General features: G+C 62.8%; 22 protein-coding genes and 1 riboswitch. Of the genes, 14 read left to right on the top strand and 8 right to left on the bottom strand.

Annotated features, from left to right (window positions below; all coding sequences use genetic code 11):
• On the top strand, positions 1-1,014 hold the full coding sequence (gene hemH / locus CAF92_RS21845) for a ferrochelatase (RefSeq protein WP_046616022.1): 1,014 nt from the start codon (positions 1-3) through the stop codon (positions 1,012-1,014).
• 132 nt (positions 1,015-1,146) lie between these two features.
• Here hemH and CAF92_RS21850 read toward each other — a convergent pair whose 3' ends face one another.
• Together CAF92_RS21850 and upp are read right to left on the bottom strand one after the other, a co-directional pair.
• Positions 1,147-2,421 (bottom strand): uracil-xanthine permease family protein, encoded by a 1,275-nt coding sequence (locus CAF92_RS21850; protein WP_046616023.1) that lies wholly within the window; start codon positions 2,419-2,421, stop codon positions 1,147-1,149.
• Positions 2,422-2,423: 2 nt separating this feature from the next.
• Positions 2,424-3,062, bottom strand: a complete 639-nt coding sequence (gene upp / locus CAF92_RS21855; protein ID WP_011532223.1) for a uracil phosphoribosyltransferase — start codon at positions 3,060-3,062, stop codon at positions 2,424-2,426.
• 162 nt (positions 3,063-3,224) lie between these two features.
• Here upp and CAF92_RS21860 point away from each other — a divergent pair, with 162 nt between their 5' ends.
• The 4 genes from CAF92_RS21860 (at position 3,225) to CAF92_RS21875 (ending at position 5,272) form a co-directional block, all read left to right on the top strand.
• Positions 3,225-3,782 (top strand): hypoxanthine-guanine phosphoribosyltransferase, encoded by a 558-nt coding sequence (locus tag CAF92_RS21860; protein WP_016501490.1) that lies wholly within the window; start codon positions 3,225-3,227, stop codon positions 3,780-3,782.
• A gap of 2 nt (positions 3,783-3,784) precedes the next feature.
• Positions 3,785-4,258, top strand: a complete 474-nt coding sequence (locus CAF92_RS21865) for a WbuC family cupin fold metalloprotein (RefSeq protein WP_046616024.1) — start codon at positions 3,785-3,787, stop codon at positions 4,256-4,258.
• 184 nt (positions 4,259-4,442) lie between these two features.
• A complete protein-coding gene (locus CAF92_RS21870; RefSeq protein WP_025337696.1) occupies positions 4,443-4,913 on the top strand; it encodes a hypothetical protein in 471 nt (156 codons plus the stop codon).
• A 68-nt stretch (positions 4,914-4,981) separates the two neighbouring features.
• Positions 4,982-5,272, top strand: coding sequence for a PA4642 family protein (locus CAF92_RS21875; RefSeq protein WP_085601918.1), 291 nt, complete (start codon positions 4,982-4,984; stop codon positions 5,270-5,272).
• A gap of 177 nt (positions 5,273-5,449) precedes the next feature.
• On the opposite strand, the gene mqo is transcribed toward CAF92_RS21875, so the two are convergent.
• Together mqo and CAF92_RS21885 are read right to left on the bottom strand one after the other, a co-directional pair.
• Complete coding sequence (gene mqo, locus CAF92_RS21880; RefSeq protein WP_046616026.1) at positions 5,450-6,958, bottom strand: malate dehydrogenase (quinone); 1,509 nt, start codon at positions 6,956-6,958, stop codon at positions 5,450-5,452.
• 599 nt (positions 6,959-7,557) lie between these two features.
• On the bottom strand, positions 7,558-7,791 hold the full coding sequence (locus CAF92_RS21885) for a hypothetical protein (RefSeq protein WP_046616027.1): 234 nt from the start codon (positions 7,789-7,791) through the stop codon (positions 7,558-7,560).
• A gap of 145 nt (positions 7,792-7,936) precedes the next feature.
• Between CAF92_RS21885 and CAF92_RS21890 the strand changes: the two genes are divergently transcribed.
• Together CAF92_RS21890 and CAF92_RS21895 are read left to right on the top strand one after the other, a co-directional pair.
• Positions 7,937-8,521, top strand: a complete 585-nt coding sequence (locus CAF92_RS21890) for a YajG family lipoprotein (RefSeq protein WP_013970929.1) — start codon at positions 7,937-7,939, stop codon at positions 8,519-8,521.
• A gap of 217 nt (positions 8,522-8,738) precedes the next feature.
• Positions 8,739-8,999, top strand: coding sequence for a hypothetical protein (locus tag CAF92_RS21895; RefSeq protein ID WP_046616028.1), 261 nt, complete (start codon positions 8,739-8,741; stop codon positions 8,997-8,999).
• A 34-nt stretch (positions 9,000-9,033) separates the two neighbouring features.
• On the opposite strand, the gene CAF92_RS21900 is transcribed toward CAF92_RS21895, so the two are convergent.
• Positions 9,034-10,200, bottom strand: a complete 1,167-nt coding sequence (locus CAF92_RS21900; RefSeq protein WP_024086266.1) for a 1-acyl-sn-glycerol-3-phosphate acyltransferase — start codon at positions 10,198-10,200, stop codon at positions 9,034-9,036.
• Between the two features lie 125 nt (positions 10,201-10,325).
• On the opposite strand from CAF92_RS21900, the gene CAF92_RS21905 reads away from it, so the two are divergent.
• From CAF92_RS21905 to CAF92_RS21920, 4 genes are all read left to right on the top strand, one after another.
• Positions 10,326-10,508, top strand: a complete 183-nt coding sequence (locus CAF92_RS21905; protein ID WP_012270508.1) for a CPXCG motif-containing cysteine-rich protein — start codon at positions 10,326-10,328, stop codon at positions 10,506-10,508.
• Positions 10,508-10,768, top strand: coding sequence for a putative signal transducing protein (locus CAF92_RS21910; protein WP_046616029.1), 261 nt, complete (start codon positions 10,508-10,510; stop codon positions 10,766-10,768). The genes CAF92_RS21905 and CAF92_RS21910 overlap by 1 nt, the downstream gene beginning before the upstream one ends.
• Before the next feature lie 15 nt (positions 10,769-10,783).
• Complete coding sequence (locus CAF92_RS21915; protein ID WP_085601919.1) at positions 10,784-11,404, top strand: SOS response-associated peptidase; 621 nt, start codon at positions 10,784-10,786, stop codon at positions 11,402-11,404.
• A gap of 179 nt (positions 11,405-11,583) precedes the next feature.
• Positions 11,584-12,399, top strand: a complete 816-nt coding sequence (locus CAF92_RS21920) for a M48 family metallopeptidase (RefSeq protein ID WP_046616031.1) — start codon at positions 11,584-11,586, stop codon at positions 12,397-12,399.
• 150 nt (positions 12,400-12,549) lie between these two features.
• On the opposite strand, the gene CAF92_RS21925 is transcribed toward CAF92_RS21920, so the two are convergent.
• From CAF92_RS21925 to CAF92_RS21935, 3 genes are all read right to left on the bottom strand, one after another.
• The gene (locus CAF92_RS21925) at positions 12,550-13,134 is read right to left on the bottom strand and encodes a TMEM165/GDT1 family protein (RefSeq protein ID WP_046616032.1); all 585 of its coding nucleotides are present in this window, start codon (positions 13,132-13,134) and stop codon (positions 12,550-12,552) included.
• A gap of 88 nt (positions 13,135-13,222) precedes the next feature.
• Positions 13,223-13,362, bottom strand: a riboswitch (yybP-ykoY riboswitch).
• 39 nt (positions 13,363-13,401) lie between these two features.
• Entirely contained in the window at positions 13,402-14,400 is a 999-nt protein-coding gene (locus CAF92_RS21930; protein WP_085601920.1) for a class I SAM-dependent methyltransferase, read from the bottom strand.
• Between the two features lie 54 nt (positions 14,401-14,454).
• Entirely contained in the window at positions 14,455-15,420 is a 966-nt protein-coding gene (locus CAF92_RS21935) for a 2-hydroxyacid dehydrogenase (RefSeq protein WP_046616034.1), read from the bottom strand.
• A gap of 294 nt (positions 15,421-15,714) precedes the next feature.
• On the opposite strand from CAF92_RS21935, the gene CAF92_RS21940 reads away from it, so the two are divergent.
• The 3 genes from CAF92_RS21940 to CAF92_RS21950 all read left to right on the top strand — a co-directional run bounded on the left by CAF92_RS21940 (position 15,715) and on the right by CAF92_RS21950 (position 21,005).
• Complete coding sequence (locus CAF92_RS21940; protein WP_085601921.1) at positions 15,715-17,397, top strand: fatty acid--CoA ligase; 1,683 nt, start codon at positions 15,715-15,717, stop codon at positions 17,395-17,397.
• Between the two features lie 331 nt (positions 17,398-17,728).
• On the top strand, positions 17,729-19,615 hold the full coding sequence (locus CAF92_RS21945; RefSeq protein WP_046616036.1) for a DUF1302 domain-containing protein: 1,887 nt from the start codon (positions 17,729-17,731) through the stop codon (positions 19,613-19,615).
• A 25-nt stretch (positions 19,616-19,640) separates the two neighbouring features.
• Positions 19,641-21,005: a DUF1329 domain-containing protein gene (locus tag CAF92_RS21950; RefSeq protein ID WP_046616037.1), complete on the top strand. Its 1,365-nt coding sequence runs from the start codon at positions 19,641-19,643 to the stop codon at positions 21,003-21,005.
• Positions 21,006-21,084: the final 79 nt, after the last annotated feature.

Here is a 21,084-nt window from a genome sequence, read left to right on the forward strand (position 1 = left end):
ATGACCGATCACGCCCTGCTGCTGGTCAACCTGGGTTCCCCGGCCTCCACCTCGGTGGCTGATGTGCGCCGCTACCTCAACCAGTTCCTCATGGACCCGTACGTGATCGACCTGCCTTGGCCGGTGCGGCGCCTGCTGGTGTCGCTGATCCTGATCAAGCGCCCTGAGCAATCGGCCCACGCCTATGGCTCGATCTGGTGGGAGGAGGGCTCGCCGCTTGTGGTGCTGACCCGTCGCCTGCAGGCGGCAATGGTCGAGCACTGGCCCCATGGCCCGGTGGAGATTGCCATGCGCTATGGCCAGCCGGCCTTGCCCGAGGTGCTGGAGCGTCTGGTCGCACAGGGGGTGCGCAAGGTGACCCTGGCACCGCTTTACCCACAGTTCGCCGACAGCACGGTGACCACTGTGGTGGAGCTGGCCAGGCAGACAGTCAGTGAACGCCAATTGCCGTTGCAACTGCGCGTGCTGCAGCCGTTCTACGAGCACCCGGACTACATCGAGGCACTGGCGGCCAGCGCCAGGCCTTATCTGGAGCAGGATTACGACCACCTGTTGCTGAGCTTCCATGGTTTGCCGGAGCGGCACCTGAAGAAGCTCTACCCGGCCGGCAAGCATGACCTGCGCGCGGCGGATTGTTGCGAAGGTGCCAGTGCCGAGGTGCGTGCGGTGTGTTATCGCGGGCAGTGTCTGGCCACGGCCAAGGCTTTTGCGCAGAAGCTGGGCATACCGGACGGCAAGTGGTCGGTATCGTTCCAGTCGCGGCTCGGGCGCGACAAGTGGATCGAGCCCTACACCGAAACCCGGCTGGATGAACTGGCCAAGGCTGGGGTGAAGCGCTTGTTGGTGATGTGCCCCGCGTTCGTTGCCGATTGCATCGAGACGCTGGAGGAGATCGGCATGCGCGGCAGCGAGCAGTTCGTCGAGGCCGGTGGGCGGGAGCTGGTGCTGGTGCCGTGCCTGAATGAACACCCGGAGTGGGTGAAAGCGCTGGCGGGGTTGTGCGAAAAAGCCTGACTTCCAGGTTGCCTGTACCGGCCCTATCGCCGGCAAGCCAGCTCCCACAGGATGCTCACAGTTCTCCAAACCTGTGGGATACCTTTGGGAGCTGGCTTGCCGGCGATAGGGCCAGATCAGGCTAAAGCCGGATCAAGGCAACTGATCATCCAGCTTCTTGTGCTTCCACCCATCATTGCCCGGCAAGATCAGGTTCAGGGCGATAGCCACGATGGCGCACAGGGCGATGCCTTTCAGGCCCCAGTCATCCGGGCCGTCACCGCTGCCGATCAGCACGCCGCCTATACCGAACACCAGGGTCACCGACACGATCACCAGGTTGCGTGCTTCGGCCAGGTCGATCTTGTGGCGGATCATGGTATTCATGCCCACCGCCGCGATCGAGCCGAACAGCAGGCACAGGATGCCACCCATCACCGGTACCGGGATGCTTTGCAGCAGGGCGCCGAACTTACCGATGAAGGCCAGGGTGATGGCGAACACCGCCGCCCAGGTCATGATCTTCGGGTTGTAGTTCTTGGTCAGCATCACCGCGCCAGTCACTTCGGCATAGGTGGTGTTGGGCGGGCCGCCGAACAGGCCGGCTGCGGTGGTGGCCAGGCCGTCACCCAGCAGGGTGCGGTGCAGGCCGGGCTTCTTCAGGTAGTCGCGGCCGGTCACGCTGCCGACTGCGATCACCCCGCCGATGTGCTCGATCGCCGGTGCCAGGGCAACCGGGACGATGAACAGGATGGCCTGCCAGTTGAACGCTGGCGCGGTGAAGTTGGGCAGCTCCAGCCACGGTGCGGCGGCGATCCTGGCAGTGTCGACCACGCCAAAGGCGAACGACAGGGCAAAGCCTACCAGCACGCCGGCAATGATCGGCACCAGACGGAAGATGCCCTTGCCGAACACGGCGACGATCAGCGTTGTCAGCAGGGCCGGCATCGAGATCATCATGGCGGTCTTGTAGGGCAGCAGCACGCTGCCGTCACCGGCCTTGCCCATCGCCATGTTGGCGGCGATCGGCGCCATGGCCAGGCCGATGGAGATGATCACCGGGCCGATCACCACCGGTGGCAGCATGCGGTCGATGAAACCGGTGCCTTTGATTTTCACCATCAGGCCCATGAAGGTGTACACGAAACCTGCGGCCATCACGCCGCCCATGGTCTCGGCCAGGCCGAACTGGCCCTTGGCGAGGATTATCGGGGTGATGAAGGCAAAGCTCGAGGCCAGGAACACGGGTACCTGGCGGCCGGTGACCAGCTGGAACAGCAGGGTGCCGATACCCGCGGTGAACAGCGCGACGTTCGGATCAAGGCCAGTGATCAGTGGCATCAGCACCAGTGCGCCGAATGCCACGAAGAGCATCTGCGCGCCTGAAACGACCTGGCGCCAGAGCGGGTCGTTGAAGCCGTCCTGCATGGTCAGGCGTCCTTTTGCTTGGTGCCGAAGATCTTGTCACCTGCATCGCCCAGGCCCGGCACGATGTAGCCGTGTTCGTTCAGGCGCTGGTCGATCGAGGCGGTGTAGATCTGCACATCCGGGTGGGCTTTTTCCACCACTTCGATGCCTTCTGGCGCGGCGACCAGGACCATGGCGCGGATCTCTTTGCAGCCGGCTTTCTTCAGCAGGTCGATGGTGGCGACCATCGAACCGCCGGTGGCCAGCATCGGGTCGATGATCAGGGCCAGGCGCTGGTTGATGTCGGGAGCGAGCTTTTCCAGGTAGGTGTGGGCTTCGAGGGTTTCCTCGTTGCGGGCAACGCCGACGGCGCTGACCTTGGCACCCGGGATCAGGCTGAGCACGCCGTCGAGCATGCCGATGCCGGCACGCAGGATCGGTACCACGGTAATCTTCTTGCCGGCGATTTTCTCAACTTGTACCTTACCGCACCAGCCATCGATCTCGTAGGTTTCGAGCGGCAGGTCCTGGGTGGCTTCGTAGGTCAGGAGCGCGCCGACTTCCTGGGCAAGTTCGCGAAAATTCTTGGTGCTGATATCGGCACGGCGCATCAGGCCGAGCTTGTGGCGGATCAGCGGATGGCGGATCTCACGAGTGGGCATAGGGGGGCTCCGAAAGGCGGGCAAAAAAACCGCGCTAGATTAATCTATTCAGCCTGTGCTGTCGTCTGGTCATTCTGGACGTTAGTCCATAAATGCTTGATCTGTGACGAGCGGATGCGTACCTTTGCCCGCTTTTCCAAAATGCACCCCCCGGAGAGCGCCATGTCCGCCGATCTCGAGCATATCCGTCAAGTCATGCGTGAAGCTGACTGCCTGTACACCGAAGCCGAAGTCGAAGCGGCCATCGCCAAAGTCGGCGAGCAGATCTGCAAGGACCTGCACGACAAGAACCCGGTGGTGTTCTGCGTGATGAACGGCGGCCTGATCTTCTCCGGCAAACTGCTGACCCACCTGCAGTTCCCGCTGGAAGCCAGCTACCTGCACGCCACCCGCTACCGCAACCAGACCAGCGGCGGCGAGCTGTTCTGGAAGGCCAAGCCCGAAGTGTCGTTCATCGACCGTGACGTATTGATCGTCGACGACATTCTCGATGAAGGCCACACCCTCAGCGCCATCATCGAGTTCTGCAAGCATGCCGGTGCGCGCTCGGTGCACACGGCGGTACTGATCGACAAGGACCATGACCGCAAGGCCAGCCCGGATCTCAAGGCCAACTATGTGGGCCTACCCTGTGTCGACCGCTACATTTTCGGTTACGGCATGGACTACAAAGGCTACTGGCGCAACGCCAACGGCATCTTCGCCGTCAAGGGGTTGTGATCATGCGCCAGCCTGCGTTCATCGACCAATCGCTGTTCGCCGGGCTGGCTGCACAGGCTGCCGCCAACCCGCGCGGGCGGCAGCATCACACCTTCCATGAGATGGAAGACCCCTGCCATCGCATGGCGGTCGGGCTGCAACCGAGCACCTATATCCCGCCGCATCGCCACCTGAGCGCCGACAAGGCTGAAACGCTGATTGCGCTCAAGGGGCGCTTCGGCCTGTTGCTCTTCGATGAGCAAGGGGCGGTGACCGACAAGCGAGTGCTGCAGGCGGGCGGCGACTGCCTGGGTGTGGATCTGGCTCCAGGTATTTACCATGGGCTGGTGGTGCTGGAGCCGGACAGCATCCTGTTCGAGTGCAAGGCCGGGCCGTATCGGCCAGTGGGTGAAGGCGAACATGCGCACTGGGCGCCGCGCGAAGGTGAAGAAGGCGTGGCCGAGTACCAGGCCTGGATGCGCGCGCAGTTCGATTGATGTTGCCTGCACCGGCTTCGTTGCCCTGTAGGAGCAGCCTTGTGCTGCGAAGGGGCCGGTATGACTAAAGATGATCTGTGGTACTGCTGGCCTCTTCGCAGCACAAGGCTGCTCCTACAGGGCGATAGGGTCATACGCCCCAGGCACTACATGCTAGAGTGCTCCTTCATTCAAGGAGCCTCACATGCGTGCGTTTCTTCCCCTCCTGCTGGCGGTCAGCCTGCCACTCGCCGCCGCACCGCTGCACAGCCAGTTCCTGCCACCTGACGACCAGTCCCTGCGCCAGGAAGCGCCGACCGGCCAGCAATTGCTGCAAGTGACCGACTACTCGGTGGTAGTGGGTACCCAGCGCCAATCCGACCAGCAGCCGATCCCGATCACTTCGTCGTTGCAGGTGCGCCTCAAGGGCAAGCCGCTGAGCAAGGGCGCCACCATCGCCCAGGTGCTGCTGACCTTTGACGGTGAAGCGGCCAAGAGCCTGAAGAAACCCGTGTACGACGACAAGACCCGCACCCTGAGCCTGAATTACCCGCTCAGCGACTACCGCGTGATCATGGACCTGCTGCGCAACGAGACGCTGTATGTGCAGTTTCTAACGTACGGTAACGGACACGTCTGGGCCGACCTGCACACCGGTACCGTACGTACGCGTTGAGGCGCCCGGCCTGCGGGGGGTACACTGCCGGCCTTCGAAATTTCGTGATGGTCCAGTTGGAGTCGGCAATGCGTAAAGACAAGAAACAGGTAATCGGTGACGAGATCAGCGACGACTACATCAAGACGTTCCTTCAGTTCGAACCGGCCGATGGCGTGACTTCGCCGTCGCTGCACAAGCTGGTCAAGGCCTACCGCGGCCTGCGCATCGACGATTTCGAGCGTTTTGTCGGCTTCTTCGTCGACGCTGGGCTGGACCTGGATGGCAAGGACGAGCACGGCAAGACCTTTGTCGAGCAGATTGCCGACCAGCGCAATGCGGCGGAGTACATCGAGATCATCGCCAAGGCCCGTGGCTGATTTTTAACCTGTGACGGCCCTTTCGCGGGCACGCCCGCTCCCACAGGGATGGTGCAGAGCCTGAGGGCGACGCCAAAACCTGTGGGAGCGGGCATGCCCGCGAAGAGGCCGGCACAGGTCAATGAACAACCAGGCACAAAAAAACGCCCCGAGGGGCGTTTTTCGCTACCGGTCGAATCAGGCGTAATGCTTGGCCGCCGGGCTGCTTTCCACCAGGTCCAGCGCCACATCGTTGTCGGCACTGATCTTGTGGTACAGGGCAGCATCGGTCGCCAGAGTCTTCTCGCGAGCCGGGAAGATCTCCTTGAGCTTGGCAGCCCAGGCGCCCTTGGCCTGCTCGGGGAAGCAGCGCTCGATCAGTTCCAGCATGATCGACACGGTTACCGAGGCACCCGGCGATGCGCCGAGCAGTGCAGCCAGGCTGCCGTCCTGCGCCGAGACAAGCTCGGTACCGAACTGCAGCACACCGCCTTTCTTCGGGTCTTTCTTGATGATCTGCACGCGCTGACCAGCCACTTCCAGGCGCCAGTCTTCGGCCTTGGCCTGAGGATAGAAGCGACGCAGGGCTTCCAGGCGCTGCTCCATCGACTGCATCACTTCGCTGACCAGGTACTTGGTCAGGTCCATGTTGTCACGGGCCACTGCCAGCATCGGGCCGATGTTGCCCATGCGCACCGACAGCGGCAGGTCCATCAGCGAACCGTGCTTGAGGAACTTGGTGGTGAACCCGGCATATGGGCCGAACAGCAGCGATTTCTTGCCATCGACCACGCGGGTATCCAGGTGCGGTACCGACATCGGCGGAGCGCCGACTGCGGCCTGGCTGTAGACCTTGGCCTGGTGCTGCTTGACGATTTCCGGGTTGTCGCAACGCAGCCACTGGCCGCTGACCGGGAAGCCGCCGAAGCCTTTGCTTTCCGGAATGCCCGACAGCTGCAGCAACGGCAGGGCCGCGCCACCTGCGCCGAGGAAGACGAAGCGGGCGTCCACTTCACGGCTGCCACCGCTGTTGACGTCCTTGATGCTCACGGTCCAGCCCTTGCCATTACGGCGCAGGCCGACGACCTTCTTGCTGTACTTGACCTGGGCATCCTGCGAGTCGCCCAGCAGCTTCAGCAGCTTGTTGGTCAGGGCGCCGAAGTTGACGTCGGTACCCTTCAGTACGCGGGTGGCGGCGATGTGCTGGTCGGCTGGGCGGCCTGGCATCATCAGCGGCATCCAGTCTTTCATCACGGCTTTGTCTTCGGTGTATTCCATTTCCGCGAAGGCATGGTGCTGCTTGAGCAACTCATAGCGCTTCTTGAGGAAGGAAACACCCTTGTCACCCTCGACGTAGCTCAGGTGCGGGACAGGGTTGATGAAGGCACGTGCCGAGCCGAAGTTGCCCTTCTTGCTCAAGTAGGCCCAGAACTGGCGCGAAACCTCGAACTGGGTGTTGATGTGCACGGCCTTCTTGATGTCGATGCTGCCATCGGCGGCCTGGGGCGTGTAGTTAAGCTCGCACAGGCCGGCGTGCCCGGTGCCTGCGTTGTTCCAGGGGTTGGAGCTTTCCGCGGCTCCGGAGTCCATCGCCTCCACGACCTCAAGCTTCAGGGTCGGGTCGAGCTCCTTGAGCAGTACGGCCAGGGTGGCACTCATGATGCCCGCGCCTACCAGTACCACATCAACCGATTCGTTCTGCGCCATTTAACGCGTCTCCACAATCTACAGCTACCTAATTGACAGCATAGGACCCGGGTTCGCCAGGGTCGCCATGTCCGACTTTTCGCAGTTCTTGCAACTTCCGCGGACACCGCCAATCAGTCTTCGGGTTCGCGTATTGAACGCGGTTTGCCACGGGTGCGGCAATTCGACTTATGGTCAAGGTGTCGTGCGTGCGTTATGGAACGGCTCAGACACTCATACGAAATGAGCGCATTTGCCGCCTGTTCAGGGCTGTTCGGGACACATCTGCCGCTTTTGCACATGCCAGACTGTTCATTTGCTCGCCACACTCTTGTGAAGTTGTGAAAACCGTTTTTTCACGCTCTTTTGGAGACGTGAACCTCAAAAGGGGACTGCGCGATGGCAACCCGCAGGTTCATGCAGTGTGAAGGGCCGGAAAAGCAGGCACGACAGCCGATGCAAGACCTGAGTGGAAGGCTCTCTGTGGGCGAAGCGTGAAGTTGCCGGGGTCAATCGGCGAGTGCGGGGCCCGATCAGGAGACGTCCTTATAATCGGGGGGAGATTATAGCGATGTCGCGGGCAGAAATGTCGCCATTCGTGGTTTTTATTGCAGCGTTTGTCAGGCCGCGAGGATGCGCTGGTGCCAGCGGCGGCTTGCGCGGGCGCAAACCCGGGCACTGGCGGGCAATTCGCGGCCCAGCCAGGCGAGCTGGATTTCGCTGATCTGGACCCAGCCGCTGCCGCTGGGCGCCTGGCTGCATTGCTTGAGGGCCAGGCATTTGCCGTCGGCATCAAGGCGGGCATAGGCATTGTAGTGCGGGCGTTGGAAGAGCAGAGTCCAGAGCGAGGCCATGGCAGCGAGTCCTGTGCGTTAGGGCTTGGCGCAAGGATAGCGGCGCGGCGATGAAACGATTGTGACAAGCGGGCCGGGCCGATGACTGGCCGAGGCGTGGCTGGGTATACTGTGGGCCTTCGCCGCATTTTCTGGAGTAACGCGCATGTTGCAACGTCTGTTGTTCGGTTTGATCGCCGTGGCCAGCCTCAGCCTGGTCGGTTGTGCCCACAGCCCGCAACAACTCAATCCGCAACCCACGCTCAAGGCCCAGCTCGCCCCGGTCGGCCATGGCCAGCCGGTAGTGGTCCGGGTGGTTGACGGCCGGGCCTCGCAGTCCCTGGGCACTCGCGGTGGCATGTACCCCGAGACCAGCACCATCAGCGTCAGCGGTAACGACATCGTGCCCAAGCTGCAGGCCCAGGCCGAAGCCGCCGTGCGCCTGCTCGGCTTCACCCCGACGCCGAACGCCTATAACGCGCCGCAGCTGACCGTGACCCTGGCCGAACTGAAGTACCAGTCGCCAAAAGACAACCTGTACGTGACCGAGGCTACCATCGGTGCCACCTTCCGTGCCGACGTGTCCAATGGCGGCCGCCGCTACAGCGGCCGTTACGGCGCTTCGCTGGACCAGCGTTTCGGCATGGCGCCGAACCAGGAAACCAACACCCAGCTGGTGGGCGATGTGCTGAGCGATGCCCTGACCCGCATGTTCAAGGACCCGACCATCGGTCAGGTACTGGGGCAGTAAGGCTTCAGCTGTAAAACAAGGCCCGCTGCCTGTGTTCCAGGCAGCGGGTTTTTTGTTGTCTGTGCCGGCCTCTTGGCGGGCATGCCCGCTAAGAGGCCGGCAAGTCTTCATGCCAGGACAGATGAAATTTAATGACACTTTGTCGCCTGGACCGGGCGTGAGAGGGCGACTTGGGTAGAATGCCGGCCTTTGCCGTCGCTCATACCGAGGTTGCGTGATGTCCTTGCAAGTGCTCTGGGGGTTCCTGGCCGCCCACCCGACCAAGCTGATCAATCTGCTTGCGCTGCTGCTGACCTGCCCGGGCGGGTTGCTGCTGCACAGTGCCCGGCGGCGCGAGGCCGAGACCCGCGAATACATGGCGGTGGACGACGGGGTAGTGGACGCATTCGACCTTCGAGTGCCGCGCTATTTCTACATCCTCGGCTTTTCGTGCCTGGCGATGGCGTTGCTGTTGTCCTGGTTCAGTACCTGGGTCTGAGATTTCGGGGCCGCAAAGCGGCCCCGGCATTCGCTCAGGCAACCGGTGCCTGCTGCCTGACCTGGTACTGGTTGCGCACCGGCGTCGCATACTGCAACACCAGGTACGGCCGCTGCTCCTCGGGGCAGGCATCCAGGCGGCGTTGCCATTCTTCCTTGGCCCGGGCCAGTTCATCAGCGGGGAACACTTTCTCGGCGCTCGGCACCTGCAGCGCCTCATCTTTGCCATCCCACATCGCATAGGCCAGATAGTGCACCGGGAACAGCCGGTAGCCACCTAGGATCTGCCGGTCGATTTCCGCTGCCAGCTGCTTGGTGTCCTCGTGATACTCGGTCACCGGCGGTGCGAAGTTGATGTGCACCCGGCCCTTGTAGCCGGTGATGCCCTTGGCGATGCTGTTGTCGTCCTCCCCCGGCGCCTTCTTGTAGGTGCCGGTAGTGGCGCGGATGTACAGTTCGCGAGCCTTGGCCTGGTCGCACGGGTCATATTCGTAGCTGATCGAAACCGGTGTCAGGTTCAGGCTCTGGATCACCGCGCCGAACGGCTCGTCCTTGCGACTCATGTGGAACATCTTGAGGATCGCCGAATCGGTGCGGTCGTCACCGTCCTTGGCCCGGCCTTCGGCCTGGGCGATCCAGATCGATGTGGCGTCGTTGCGGATCGAGTGGTTGATGTAGGCCGAGAGCAGCTGGTAGGCCGCCAGCTTCTCGCGGCGCCCACTGATCGAGCGGTGCACGATGAAGCTCTTGTTCAGGCGCATCATGTCGCTGACAAACGGTTTTTGCAGCAGGTTGTCGCCAATGGCGATGCGCGGCGTGGGCAGGCCGGCGTGGTACACCGCATAGTTGACGAAGGCCGGGTCCATGACGATGTCACGGTGGTTGGCCAGGAACAGGTAGGCGGTACCGGCCTTGAGCTGCTCCACGCCCGAATAGGTGACGCCGTCGGTGGCGCGGTCGATGGTCTGGTCGACGTAGTACTCGACTTTGTCCTGCAAGGTCGAGACACAGGTGACGCCGGCGAATTCCTTGCGCAGGCGGCGGGCGATCAGCGGTTTGAGCAACCAGCCGAGAGCGCCGGCCGCACGCGGGAAGCGGAAGTGGGTGAGGATATCGAGGAATGCCGGATCGCTGAGCAGGCGTGCCAGAACGGCAGGGACCTCAGCGTCGTCGTACGGTCGGATGGCATCGAATTCGCCCATCATGCTCTCTTGTTGGAAACGGCTAGGGTAATAAGGTAGGGACGGGCTCCGAAAAACGGCTCGGACACACACAGGCCCTGTAAACAGACCGGCAATTATACGCATAAGTCACCCCGGAGGCCGCGATGCTGGAAACTGCTATCTACGATTGCCCTTATTGTGGCGAAGAAGTCGAAACCACGGTGGACCTGTCCGGTGGCGATCAGGAGTACATCGAGGACTGCCAGGTGTGCTGCAAGCCTATCCGCTTCGTGCTGCAAGTTCATGGCGAGGAGTGGATGCTGGATGTATTCGGTGAGAATGACTGATGCAGCGCATCTACGAACCGGAAAGCCTGCTCGAGGCTGAAATGCTGGCGGGGATGCTCGCCAGCGAAGGGATCGAGGCGCACCTGGTTGGCCGTGACCTGGTGGGTGCTGCCGGTGAACTGCCGATGCAGGGTTTGCTGGGGCTGGCCGTGGCAGATGAGCAGGCTGAGTACGCACGGCAGCTGATCGATGCGTACAATGGTGCCCAGCCATTGGTTGGCGACGAACCGGAGAGTTTCCCCGGTACCTTGATCTGCTAGGTTTTGAATTCGCCCATGTGTGGACGTTACGCCCTGTTTCGATGGCCCCAGGCTCTTGCCGGTCTGCCGGGCTTTCCCGTTGGCCAGCCAGCCCAATGGAACATTTCGCCCGGGGCTTCGGTGCTGATCCAGCGCCAGCTCGACGGCCAGCTGCAACTGGCCAGGGCGCGCTGGGGGTTGACTCCGGCCTGGCTCACCGACCTGTCCCGTACCCCCGCCCATGCACGCGCCGAAACCCTGGCCGAGCAGCCGATGTTTCGCGACGCGTTTCGCCAGCGCCGCTGCCTGATGCCAGCCAACGGCTTCTACGAATGGCGCGGTAGCGTGCGCAAGCGCCCCTACTGGCTGACCCCAGGGGAGGGCGCGTCTCTGTATTTCGCGGCTGTGTGGGAGGCTTACCCGGTGCAGGACCAGGTTTGGCTGAGTTGTGCGGTAGTGACCCAGGCGGCGATGAGTCAGCGTCGGCCACTGATAATGGACGATGCGGGGCAGGCGGCCTGGCTTGACCCGGGCACGCCGCTGGCCCGCCTGCATGAGTTGCTGGCCAGCCCGCCGGCGACCTTGCGCGAGCGGGCCCTGGCGCATTTTGTCAATGACCCGAAGCTGGATGCGCCGGAGTGCCTGACCCCGGCCTGATGTATGCCTGTGCCGGCCTCTTCGCCGGTGAAGCCACTCCTGCAACGATCGCATTGTCCCTGTAGGAGCGGGTTCACCCGCGAAGGGGCCGGCACAGGCGACGAAAATCTTCCCTGCGGCTATAGCGGCCCCAAGCGACTCGGCCTACGATACGGCGCATGTAAAAAGGGAGTGTTTTCATGCGTAAGTCTTTTGTCGTCAGCCTGTTGAGTGCTGGCATCCTGCTAGCCGGCTGCCAGGCGGTGAATACCACCAGTGGCGGTGCTGTCGGCGTCGAGCGCCAGCAGTACATGTTCAGCATGCTCTCGACCGATGAGGTCAACCAGATGTACGCCCAGTCGTACCAGCAGACCCTGGGTGAAGCATCGAGCAAAGGCGTGCTCGACAAGTCCAGCGCTGTTGCCAAGCGTGTGCAGGTAATTGCCAACCGCCTGATCGCCCAGACCCCCAAGTTCCGCCCGGATGCCGCGCAATGGAACTGGGAAGTGAACGTGATCAAGAGCGACGAGCTCAACGCCAACTGCGGCCCGGGCGGCAAGATCATCGTCTACACCGGGCTGATCGATCAGCTCAAGCTCAACGATGCGGAAATTGCTGCGGTGGTGGGGCACGAGATCGCCCACGCTCTGCGTGAGCACAGCCGCGAGGCGATGTCCAAGGCGTACGGTGTGGAAATGGCGCGCCAGGGCGCCGGCGCCCTCTTTGGCCTCGGCCAGGGTAGCATGGCCATGGCCGATACCGTGGTGAACTATGCCATGACCCTGCCCAACAGCCGGGCCAACGAGAACGAAGCCGACCTGATCGGCCTGGAGCTCTCGGCGCGTGCCGGTTACGACCCGAATGCCGCGATCACCTTGTGGAACAAGATGAGCCAGGCTTCCGAAGGCGCACCGCCTGAGTTCATGAGCACTCACCCGGCGTCCCAGAGCCGCATTGCTTCGTTGCAGGCGGCCATTCCGAAGGTGATGCCGCTGTATCAGGCGGCCAAGAAGTAAGCCTCGACTTCAAGATGCTTACCCCTTGTAGGAGCGGCCTTGTGCTGCGAAAGGGCCGGTAAGAGCACCACATTTCCTGGTGCCTGTACCGGCCTCTTCGCAGCGCGAGGCTGCTCCTACAGGTTCGGCGTCAGCCTGTCGCCTTTCGGGTTAGCCCACCCAGCCACTGGCTTTCATCGCCGTGTACACGGCCACGATCGCCAGCACGAAGAACGCCGTGGCCGCCAGGCGACGGATCAGCGTCAGCGGCAGTTTGTCCGCTGCGAAGTTACCCGCCAGTACCACCGGCACGTTGGCAATCAGCATGCCCAGGGTGGTACCGATAATGACCATGATCAGGTGCGGATACTGTGCTGCCAGCATCACCGTGGCGACCTGGGTCTTGTCACCGATTTCAGCCAGGAAGAACGCGATCAGCGTGGTCAGGAACGGCCCGAAGCGGCGCGCCGGGTTCTCGTCGTCATCCATCTTGTCCGGAACCAGGGTCCACAGGGCAGTAGCGGTGAAGCTTGCAGCCAGGATCCAGTGCAGTGCCGAGTCGCTGAAGAAGCTGCCGACCCACGCGCCCACGGCCCCAGCCGCGGCATGGTTTGCCAGAGTGGCGGCGATGATGCCGGCGATGATCGGCCAGGGCTTGCGGAAGCGGGCGGCGAGTATGAGCGCGAGCAGTTGCGTCTTGTCGCCGATTTCGGCGAGCGCAACGATGGCGGTGGGGACCAGCAGAGATTCCAGCATCAGGATTCCTACGGGGGCGGGTCGACACGGCTATGACACGTACAGCCTCCCCGCCCCGGGTAAGGTGTGCGTGTCATAGGTCTTGTCAAACCCTGGATCCGTCTATGCGGATCTCGCCATGCAGGCTGGCATGGTGGGTCGCACGCGCCATGGTCTGTGGACCAAGTATGTTGACGCGTACCGGGCGAGCTGGGCGCTCGCGGGAGACTACTCCCCTAGGACGGTGCGGATTCTGCCTAGGCAAAACGCTTTCGGCAAGCGCTGTTTTTATCCGTGTGTTGCCCGGTAGATGCGGAAACCGTCCGCCTCGTCGCGTATCTGGCAGTTGCCCAGTGCCCCTTCGATCAGTGGCTGGTAGCGCAGGAAGCTGTTGGCAACCAGGCGCATTTCGCCACCTTTTCGCAGATGAACGGCTGATTTTTTCAGCAAGTTTTCCGATGCCTGGTAGTTGGTGTGTACCCCGGTGTGGAACGGCGGGTTGCTCAGGATCAGGCTCAGCTCTGTCGGCGCCGCGTCGATGCCGTCGCCGCTGATCACCTCGCCTTCCAGACCATTGGCGGCCAAGGTCAGGCGGCTGGCGGCCACGGCGAAGGCATCCACGTCCAGCAGGGTTACACGGCTTTGTGGATAACGGCGTTTGACTGTGGCGCCCAGCACCCCGGCACCGCAGCCGAAGTCCAGCACATGTCCGCTCGGTAGGCCGTCGAGGTGCTTGAGCAGCAGGGCGGTACCGCGATCGAGGCGGCCATGGCTGAACACGCCGGGCAGGCTGACCACTTGCAGTGGGCCGTCTTCCAGGCTGAGTTCGAAGCGTTCGGCCAGGCTTTCCAGGGGCTTGGCTTCTGGCGCGCGCTCGATGGTCACCTGCCACAGCTGGCAATGGCGGGCGCTGTCGAGCTTGCGTGGCTTGCCAAAGGCCTGCAGCTGCTTGGCCGCGCCCTCGATGCCACCGCGTTTCTCGCCGACCAGGTACAGCTCGCGGCCAGCCAGGCGCGAGGCCAGGGCGTTGAGCAGGTAGGCAGCCAGTTCGCGGGACTTGGGCAGGAACAGCACGGCGTTGTCGAAAGCCACTTCCGGTGGCTCGACCCCATAGTGGCTGCGCCCGGCGAAGCGGCTTTCGAGCATGGCATGATCGCCCGCATGCCAGGTCCAGCCCCGGGCCTGGGGCAACTGGCCGAGCAGGCCGTCGGCGGGGGCGCCGGCGAGCAGCAGCGGGCCCTGGAACAGCTCTGCCTGGCGGAGCAACACTTCACTGCGCGGGTCCATGGACGACGCCTCCTGGAAAAAAGTGGCGCAGTTTATCAGAGCTGGGCGCCGGGCTCAGCTGACCACGCGGCGTGGCTGACCGGCGAAGAAAGCCTGGGCATTCTCGCTGAGCTGGCCGACGATGCGCTGGCGCGATTCCACCGCGCCCCAGGCGCTGTGCGGGGTGATGATCAGGCGCGGGATGCCGGGTTCGAGCAGCGGGTTGCCATTGACCGGCGGCTCCACGCTCAGCACGTCGGTGGCAGCGCCGCCCAGGTGGCCATTGCGCAGGGCGTCGGCCAGCGCTTGTTCGTCGATCAGGCCGCCACGGGCGGTGTTGACCACCAGCGCGTTGGGCTTGAGCAGGGCCAGTTCGCGGGCCCCGAGCATGTGTCGGGTGTGCTCGTTCAGCGGGCAGTGCAGGGTCAGGGCGTCGACTTGCGGCAGCAACTCGTCCAGTGGCAAGCGGTCGGCGCGTTCCGGACGACCGGGGATCTGCCCGCTGAGCACGCGCATGCCGAAGGCTTCGGCCAACCTCGCCACCGCACCGCCCAGTTCGCCGTGGCCGAGCAGGCCAAGGGTCTTGCCCTCCAGTTCGACGATGGGGAAGTCCAGCAGGCAGAACTGGCTGGCCTTGGCCCACTGGCCGTCGGCTACCGCCTGGTTGTAATCGCACAGGCGGGTGGCCAGGGCCAGCAGCAGGGCGAGGGTGTGCTGGGCGACGGACGGTGTGCCGTAGCCTTGGCAGTTGCACACGGTGATGCCTTGGGCGCGCGCGGCCGCCAGGTCGACGTTGTTGGTGCCGGTGGCGGCCACCAGGATCAGCTTCAGTTGCGGGTTGGCTGCCAGGGTCGCGGCGTCGAGCATGACCTTGTTGCTGACTACCGCCACCGCGCCCTGCAGGCGTTCGGCGACCTGCTCCGGGCGGGTGGCGGCGAACAATTCGAACTCGTCGAATTGCTGCTTCAGGGGTGAGAGGTCGAGATCGCCCAGGTCCAGGGACTGGTGATCGAGAAACACGGCGCGACGCGGGCTGGGCATGAAGTTCTCCGAGGCTGGGCGGGATTTCGGTGTCGTGGCCATTTGCGGGTATTGCACCATTGAGAAGGCTGATGCAGTACCTGTGGGAGCGGGTTTACCCGCGAACAGGCCCTCAGCTTCACCACATGACCTGAAGCTGCCGCCGCAGTGTCTAGCTCAACCTTGCTGCCCGTCAACGCCCGCCACTCATACCCTCATCATGCAAATCATTCCTTCGGCTGATTTAGCCGTCACATTGGCGAACTACAGTAGTTCCCAGACTTGTCCGGCCCGCTTTTCAGAAAAGGGATACCCATGTTGCAGACCCGCATCATCAAGCCCGCCGAGGGCGCCTACGCCTACCCCCTGCTCATCAAGCGCCTGCTGATGTCTGGCAGCCGCTATGAAAAGACCCGCGAAATCGTCTACCGCGACCAGTTGCGGCTGACCTACCCACAACTGAACGAGCGCATCGCGCGCTTGGCCAACGTGCTGACCGAAGCCGGAGTAAAGGCCGGTGACACCGTGGCGGTGATGGATTGGGACAGCCACCGCTACCTGGAGTGCATGTTCGCCATCCCGATGATCGGCGCGGTGGTGCACACCATCAACGTACGCCTGTCGCCCGAGCAGATTCTGTACACCATGAACCACGCCGAAGACCGCGTGGTGCTGGTCAACAGCGACTTCGTCGGCCTGTACCAGGCCATCGCGGGGCAACTGACTACCGTCGACAAGACCCTTCTGCTGACTGACGGCCCAGACAAGACAGCCGAGCTGCCCAACCTGGTGGGTGAGTACGAGCAACTGCTGGCCGCTGCCAGCCCGCACTACGACTTCCCGGACTTCGACGAGAACTCGGTGGCCACTACCTTCTACACCACCGGCACCACCGGCAACCCCAAGGGGGTGTACTTCACCCACCGGCAGCTGGTGCTGCATACCCTGGCTGAAGCTTCGGTGACCGGTAGCATCGACAGCGTGCGCCTACTGGGCAGCAACGATGTGTACATGCCCATCACGCCGATGTTCCACGTGCACGCCTGGGGCATTCCCTACGCAGCCACCATGCTCGGCATGAAACAGGTGTATCCGGGGCGCTATGAGCCGGACATGCTGATCAAGCTGTGGCGCGAAGAGAAAGTCACCTTCTCCCATTGCGTGCCGACCATCCTGCAGATGCTGCTCAACTGCCCAAACTCTCAAGGCCAGGACTTCGGCGGCTGGAAGATCATCATCGGCGGCAGCGCACTCAACCGCTCGTTGTACCAGGCCGCCCTGGCACGCGGCATCCAGCTGACCGCCGCGTATGGCATGTCCGAGACCTGCCCGCTGATTTCCGCCGCCCACCTGAACGATGAGCTGCAGGCCGGCAGCGAGGATGAGCGCGTTACCTACCGCATCAAGGCCGGCGTGCCGGTGCCGCTGGTCGAGGCGGCCATCGTCGACGGCGACGGCAACTTCCTCCCCGCCGATGGTGAAACCCAGGGCGAGCTGGTGCTACGGGCGCCGTGGCTGACAATGGGCTACTTCAAGGAGGCGCAGAAGAGCGAGGAGCTGTGGCAGGGCGGCTGGTTGCACACCGGTGATGTCGCCACGCTCGATGGCATGGGCTACATCGACATCCGCGACCGCATCAAGGATGTGATCAAGACTGGTGGCGAGTGGATTTCCTCGCTCGACCTCGAAGACCTGATCAGCCGCCACCCGGCCGTGCGCGAAGTGGCGGTGGTAGGGGTTGCCGACCCGCAGTGGGGCGAACGCCCGTTTGCCCTGCTGGTGGTGCGCGAAGGCCAGGCCATCGACGCCAAGGCGCTGAAGGAACACCTCAAGCCCTTTGTCGAGCAAGGGCACATCAACAAGTGGGCGATTCCAAGCCAGATCGCCGTTGTTACTGAAATTCCCAAGACCAGTGTCGGCAAGCTCGACAAGAAACGCATCCGCCAGGACATCGTCCAGTGGCAGGCCAGCAACAGCGCGTTCCTCTCCACGCTGTAACCGCCATGCGGGTCGCGTATCGCAGCACGCGACCCGCATGCTAGAGGGGTGGAACCTTGCCAAACGGCAGAAATACGCCATCCTTTAGCACTGCCAGCACGCAGCCGGGGCAACATGGCAGCGAGTTGGCCGCACGGAGCGCAAATCACACTTTAGAGGGATCAAGCGCCTGTGCCTTGCTGGCTATAGTCGGGGCCAGGGGATTTTCAGGAATGGGGGAGGCGACATGCGCAAGCCGTGTCGCCGCAGGCGCAAGTCTGCAAACCGGTCGCTCGGGCCGTTCTTGAAAGGACTCACTGCCATAACAAAAAAAGTACATGGAGTAGCGTCGATGAAATCTGCAAACCTGTTCTGGCGCCGGGCCAAGTTGCCCCTGGCTGTCAGCCTTGCTTCCACGCTCGCAAGTCCTGCTTTCGCTGTCAGTTTCAACATTGGTGAAATCGAAGGCCAGTTCGACTCGTCGCTCTCCATCGGCGCCAGCTGGTCGACGGCCAACCCCAACAAGAACCTGATCGGGGTGAACAACGGCGGCAAGGGCCTGTCGCAGACATCCGACGATGGCCACCTGAACTTCAAGAAGGGCGAAACCTTCTCCAAGATCTTCAAGGGCATCCATGACCTGGAGCTCAAGTACGGCGACACCGGCGTGTTTGTCCGCGGCAAGTACTGGTACGACTTCGAACTGAAGGACGAAGGCCGCGAGTTCAAGGACATCAGCGACTCCAACCGCAAGGAAGGCGCCAAATCGTCCGGTGCCGAGCTGCTCGACGCTTTCGTCTACCACAACTACTCCATCGGCGATCAGCCAGGCTCGGTGCGCCTGGGCAAGCAGGTGGTGAGCTGGGGTGAAAGTACCTTCATCGGTGGCGGCATCAACTCGATCAACCCTATCGACGTGTCGGCGTTTCGCCGCCCGGGGGCCGAGATCAAGGAAGGCCTGATCCCGGTCAACATGTTCTACATCTCGCAAAGCCTGACCGACAACCTGTCGGCCGAGGCCTTCTATCAGATCGAATGGGACCAGACGGTCGTCGACAACTGCGGCACCTTCTTCTCCCAGCCGGACATCATTGCCGACGGCTGTACCGACAACCTGCGCGTGCTCAACAGCAGTCGCACAGTGCCGGGGGCGGCGCAGCAATTCCTTGCCACCCGTGGCGTGAACATCAACGAAGAAGGGGTGATGGTGCGCCGCGGCGCCGACCGCGATGCGCGTGACAGCGGCCAGTTTGGCGTGGCAATGCGCTACATGTTCGAGCCGCTGGACACCGAGTTTGGCGCCTACTTCATGAACTACCACAGCCGTGCGCCAATCTTCAGTGCCACCGGGGCCGCGCCTTCAGTGTTCGCCGGGCTGAGCGCCCTGCCTGCACAGCTGCGCGCATTGGCACCGCTGATCGTGGCAGGTAACTCCGAATACTTCGTCGAATACCCCGAGGACATCCGCCTCTATGGCTTGAGCTTCTCTACCACGTTGCCCACCGGGACCGCCTGGAGCGGCGAACTCAGCTACCGCCCCAACGCACCGGTGCAACTGAATACCACGGATATCCTGTTCGCCGGGGTCCGCCCCATTGGCGGCGCCTTGAGCAACGCTTCGCTACTGACCGGTACGCCGGGGCAGGACTTGCACGGGTATCGCCGCAAGGAGATCACTCAGTTCCAGACCACCCTCACGCATTTCTTCGACCAGGTAATGGGGGCCAGCCGCATGACCGTGGTGGGCGAGCTGGGTGTCACCCATGTGGGCGGCCTGGAGAGTGCCCACGATACTCGCTACGGTCGCGACCCGGTGTTCGGTCCAGGCCCGCTGCCATCCACCGGTGGGGCAAACACCTGTCAGGCTCTGAATGCCAGCACCATCGCAGGCGCTGGTGCTGGTGCCTCCACCGCCAACCTGAGCCGCAACTGCGAGAACGATGGCTTTACCACCAGCACTTCCTGGGGTTACCGCGCCCGAGTCATCTGGGACTACAACGACGTCTTTGCCGGGGTCAACCTGAAGCCAAGCGTGGCCTGGTCGCATGATGTTTCCGGCTATTCGCCTGGCCCTGGCGCCAACTTCGAGGAGGGCCGCAAGGCTGTCAGCCTGGGCCTGGACGCCGAGTACCAGAACACCTACACGGCAAGCCTGTCGTACACCAACTTCTTCGATGGCGAGTACACCACCGTGGATGACCGCGACTTCGTCGCGCTCAGCTTCGGCGTGAACTTCTAAGCATTCAGATCCAGGACGACACGACATGAACAAGACCAGAAGTCTGCTGCAAGCCGGTGTGCTGGGCCTGTCCCTGCTGGCGACCAGCGTCATGGCTGCAGTATCCGCCGACGAGGCGGCCAAGCTGGGCAGTACCCTGACCCCGATGGGCGCCGAAAAGGCTGGCAACGCCGATGGCTCGATCGGGCCGTGGGAGCCACTGTCCAAGAGCTCGGGCAGCGTCGACGGCAAGGGCTTCCTGTCCGACCCGTACGGCAGTGACAAGCCGCTGTTCACCATCACCGCGCAGAACGCCGACCAGTACAAGGACAAGCTCTCGCCGGGCCAGCTGGCCATGCTCAAGCGCTATCCGGATACCTTCAAGATCCCGGTATTCAAGACCCATCGCGGTTCCACGGTGCCGGCCGATGTGTTCGCTGCCATCAAGGAAAACGCTACCAAGACCACCCTGGTCGAAGGCGGCAACGGTCTGAACAACTTCCGCACGGCTGTACCGTTCCCGATCCCGAAAAGCGGCCTGGAGGTGATCTGGAACCACATCACCCGCTACCGGGGCGGTAGCGTCAGCCGTCTGGTGACCCAGGCAACGCCGCAGCAGAACGGCTCTTTCAACCCGGTGTACTTCTCCGACCAGTTCGTCTTCCGCGAAAGAATGAAGGATTACGATCCGAGCAACCCGGGCAACATCCTGTTCTACTTCAAGCAGGAAGTGACCGCGCCTGCGCGTCTGGCCGGTACCGTGCTGCTGGTACACGAAACCCTCGACCAGGTGAAGGAACCGCGCAAGGCGTGGATCTACAACGCCGGTCAGCGCCGCGTGCGCCAGGCACCACAAGTGTCGTACGACGGCCCGGGTACCGCCGCCGACGGTTTGCGCACCTCCGACAACCTGGACATGTTCAACGGTGCGCCAGACCGCTATGACTGGAAGCTGGAAGGCAAGAAGGAGATGTACATCGCATCCAACGCCTTCAAGCTCGACGACCCCAAGCTCAAGTACACCGATATCATCAAGGCCGGGCACATCAATCAGGACCTGGCCCGTTACGAGCTGCGCCGTGTATGGCACGTGGTCGCCACCCTCAAGCCGGGCCAGCGGCACATCTATGCCAAGCGTGACTTCTACATCGACGAGGACACCTGGCAGGCTGCGGTGATTGACCAGTACGACGGCCGTGGCCAACTGTGGCGCGTGTCCGAGGCACATGCCCAGCCGTACTACAACGTGGAAGTGCCGTGGTACACCCTGGAGGCCATCTATGACCTGCAGTCTGGCCGTTACCTGGCCCTGGGCATGAAGAACGAAGAGAAGCGCGCCTACGACTTCGGCTTCAGCGCCAGCAAGGCGGACTTCCAGCCTGCGGCACTGCGCCAGTCGGGTATTCGCTAAGTATCGCGCAACCTCGGAGCGCCCCGGCTTGCCCGGGGCGTTTCATTTTCCTGTACCGGCCCCTTCGCGGGTGAACCCG

It is taken from the genome of Pseudomonas sp. B10(2017) (assembly GCF_002113295.1).
Taxonomy (GTDB): Bacteria; Pseudomonadota; Gammaproteobacteria; order Pseudomonadales; family Pseudomonadaceae; genus Aquipseudomonas; species Aquipseudomonas pudica.

Coding starts and splice junctions, on each gene's coding strand:
- hemH (WP_046616022.1), top strand. CDS start 1: ATGACCGATCACGCCCTGCTGCTGGTCAACCTGGGTTCCCCGGCCTCC.
- CAF92_RS21850 (WP_046616023.1), bottom strand. CDS start 2,421: ATGCAGGACGGCTTCAACGACCCGCTCTGGCGCCAGGTCGTTTCAGGC.
- upp (WP_011532223.1), bottom strand. CDS start 3,062: ATGCCCACTCGTGAGATCCGCCATCCGCTGATCCGCCACAAGCTCGGC.
- CAF92_RS21860 (WP_016501490.1), top strand. CDS start 3,225: ATGTCCGCCGATCTCGAGCATATCCGTCAAGTCATGCGTGAAGCTGAC.
- CAF92_RS21865 (WP_046616024.1), top strand. CDS start 3,785: ATGCGCCAGCCTGCGTTCATCGACCAATCGCTGTTCGCCGGGCTGGCT.
- CAF92_RS21870 (WP_025337696.1), top strand. CDS start 4,443: ATGCGTGCGTTTCTTCCCCTCCTGCTGGCGGTCAGCCTGCCACTCGCC.
- CAF92_RS21875 (WP_085601918.1), top strand. CDS start 4,982: ATGCGTAAAGACAAGAAACAGGTAATCGGTGACGAGATCAGCGACGAC.
- mqo (WP_046616026.1), bottom strand. CDS start 6,958: ATGGCGCAGAACGAATCGGTTGATGTGGTACTGGTAGGCGCGGGCATC.
- CAF92_RS21885 (WP_046616027.1), bottom strand. CDS start 7,791: ATGGCCTCGCTCTGGACTCTGCTCTTCCAACGCCCGCACTACAATGCC.
- CAF92_RS21890 (WP_013970929.1), top strand. CDS start 7,937: ATGTTGCAACGTCTGTTGTTCGGTTTGATCGCCGTGGCCAGCCTCAGC.
- CAF92_RS21895 (WP_046616028.1), top strand. CDS start 8,739: ATGTCCTTGCAAGTGCTCTGGGGGTTCCTGGCCGCCCACCCGACCAAG.
- CAF92_RS21900 (WP_024086266.1), bottom strand. CDS start 10,200: ATGGGCGAATTCGATGCCATCCGACCGTACGACGACGCTGAGGTCCCT.
- CAF92_RS21905 (WP_012270508.1), top strand. CDS start 10,326: ATGCTGGAAACTGCTATCTACGATTGCCCTTATTGTGGCGAAGAAGTC.
- CAF92_RS21910 (WP_046616029.1), top strand. CDS start 10,508: ATGCAGCGCATCTACGAACCGGAAAGCCTGCTCGAGGCTGAAATGCTG.
- CAF92_RS21915 (WP_085601919.1), top strand. CDS start 10,784: ATGTGTGGACGTTACGCCCTGTTTCGATGGCCCCAGGCTCTTGCCGGT.
- CAF92_RS21920 (WP_046616031.1), top strand. CDS start 11,584: ATGCGTAAGTCTTTTGTCGTCAGCCTGTTGAGTGCTGGCATCCTGCTA.
- CAF92_RS21925 (WP_046616032.1), bottom strand. CDS start 13,134: ATGCTGGAATCTCTGCTGGTCCCCACCGCCATCGTTGCGCTCGCCGAA.
- CAF92_RS21930 (WP_085601920.1), bottom strand. CDS start 14,400: ATGGACCCGCGCAGTGAAGTGTTGCTCCGCCAGGCAGAGCTGTTCCAG.
- CAF92_RS21935 (WP_046616034.1), bottom strand. CDS start 15,420: ATGCCCAGCCCGCGTCGCGCCGTGTTTCTCGATCACCAGTCCCTGGAC.
- CAF92_RS21940 (WP_085601921.1), top strand. CDS start 15,715: ATGTTGCAGACCCGCATCATCAAGCCCGCCGAGGGCGCCTACGCCTAC.
- CAF92_RS21945 (WP_046616036.1), top strand. CDS start 17,729: ATGAAATCTGCAAACCTGTTCTGGCGCCGGGCCAAGTTGCCCCTGGCT.
- CAF92_RS21950 (WP_046616037.1), top strand. CDS start 19,641: ATGAACAAGACCAGAAGTCTGCTGCAAGCCGGTGTGCTGGGCCTGTCC.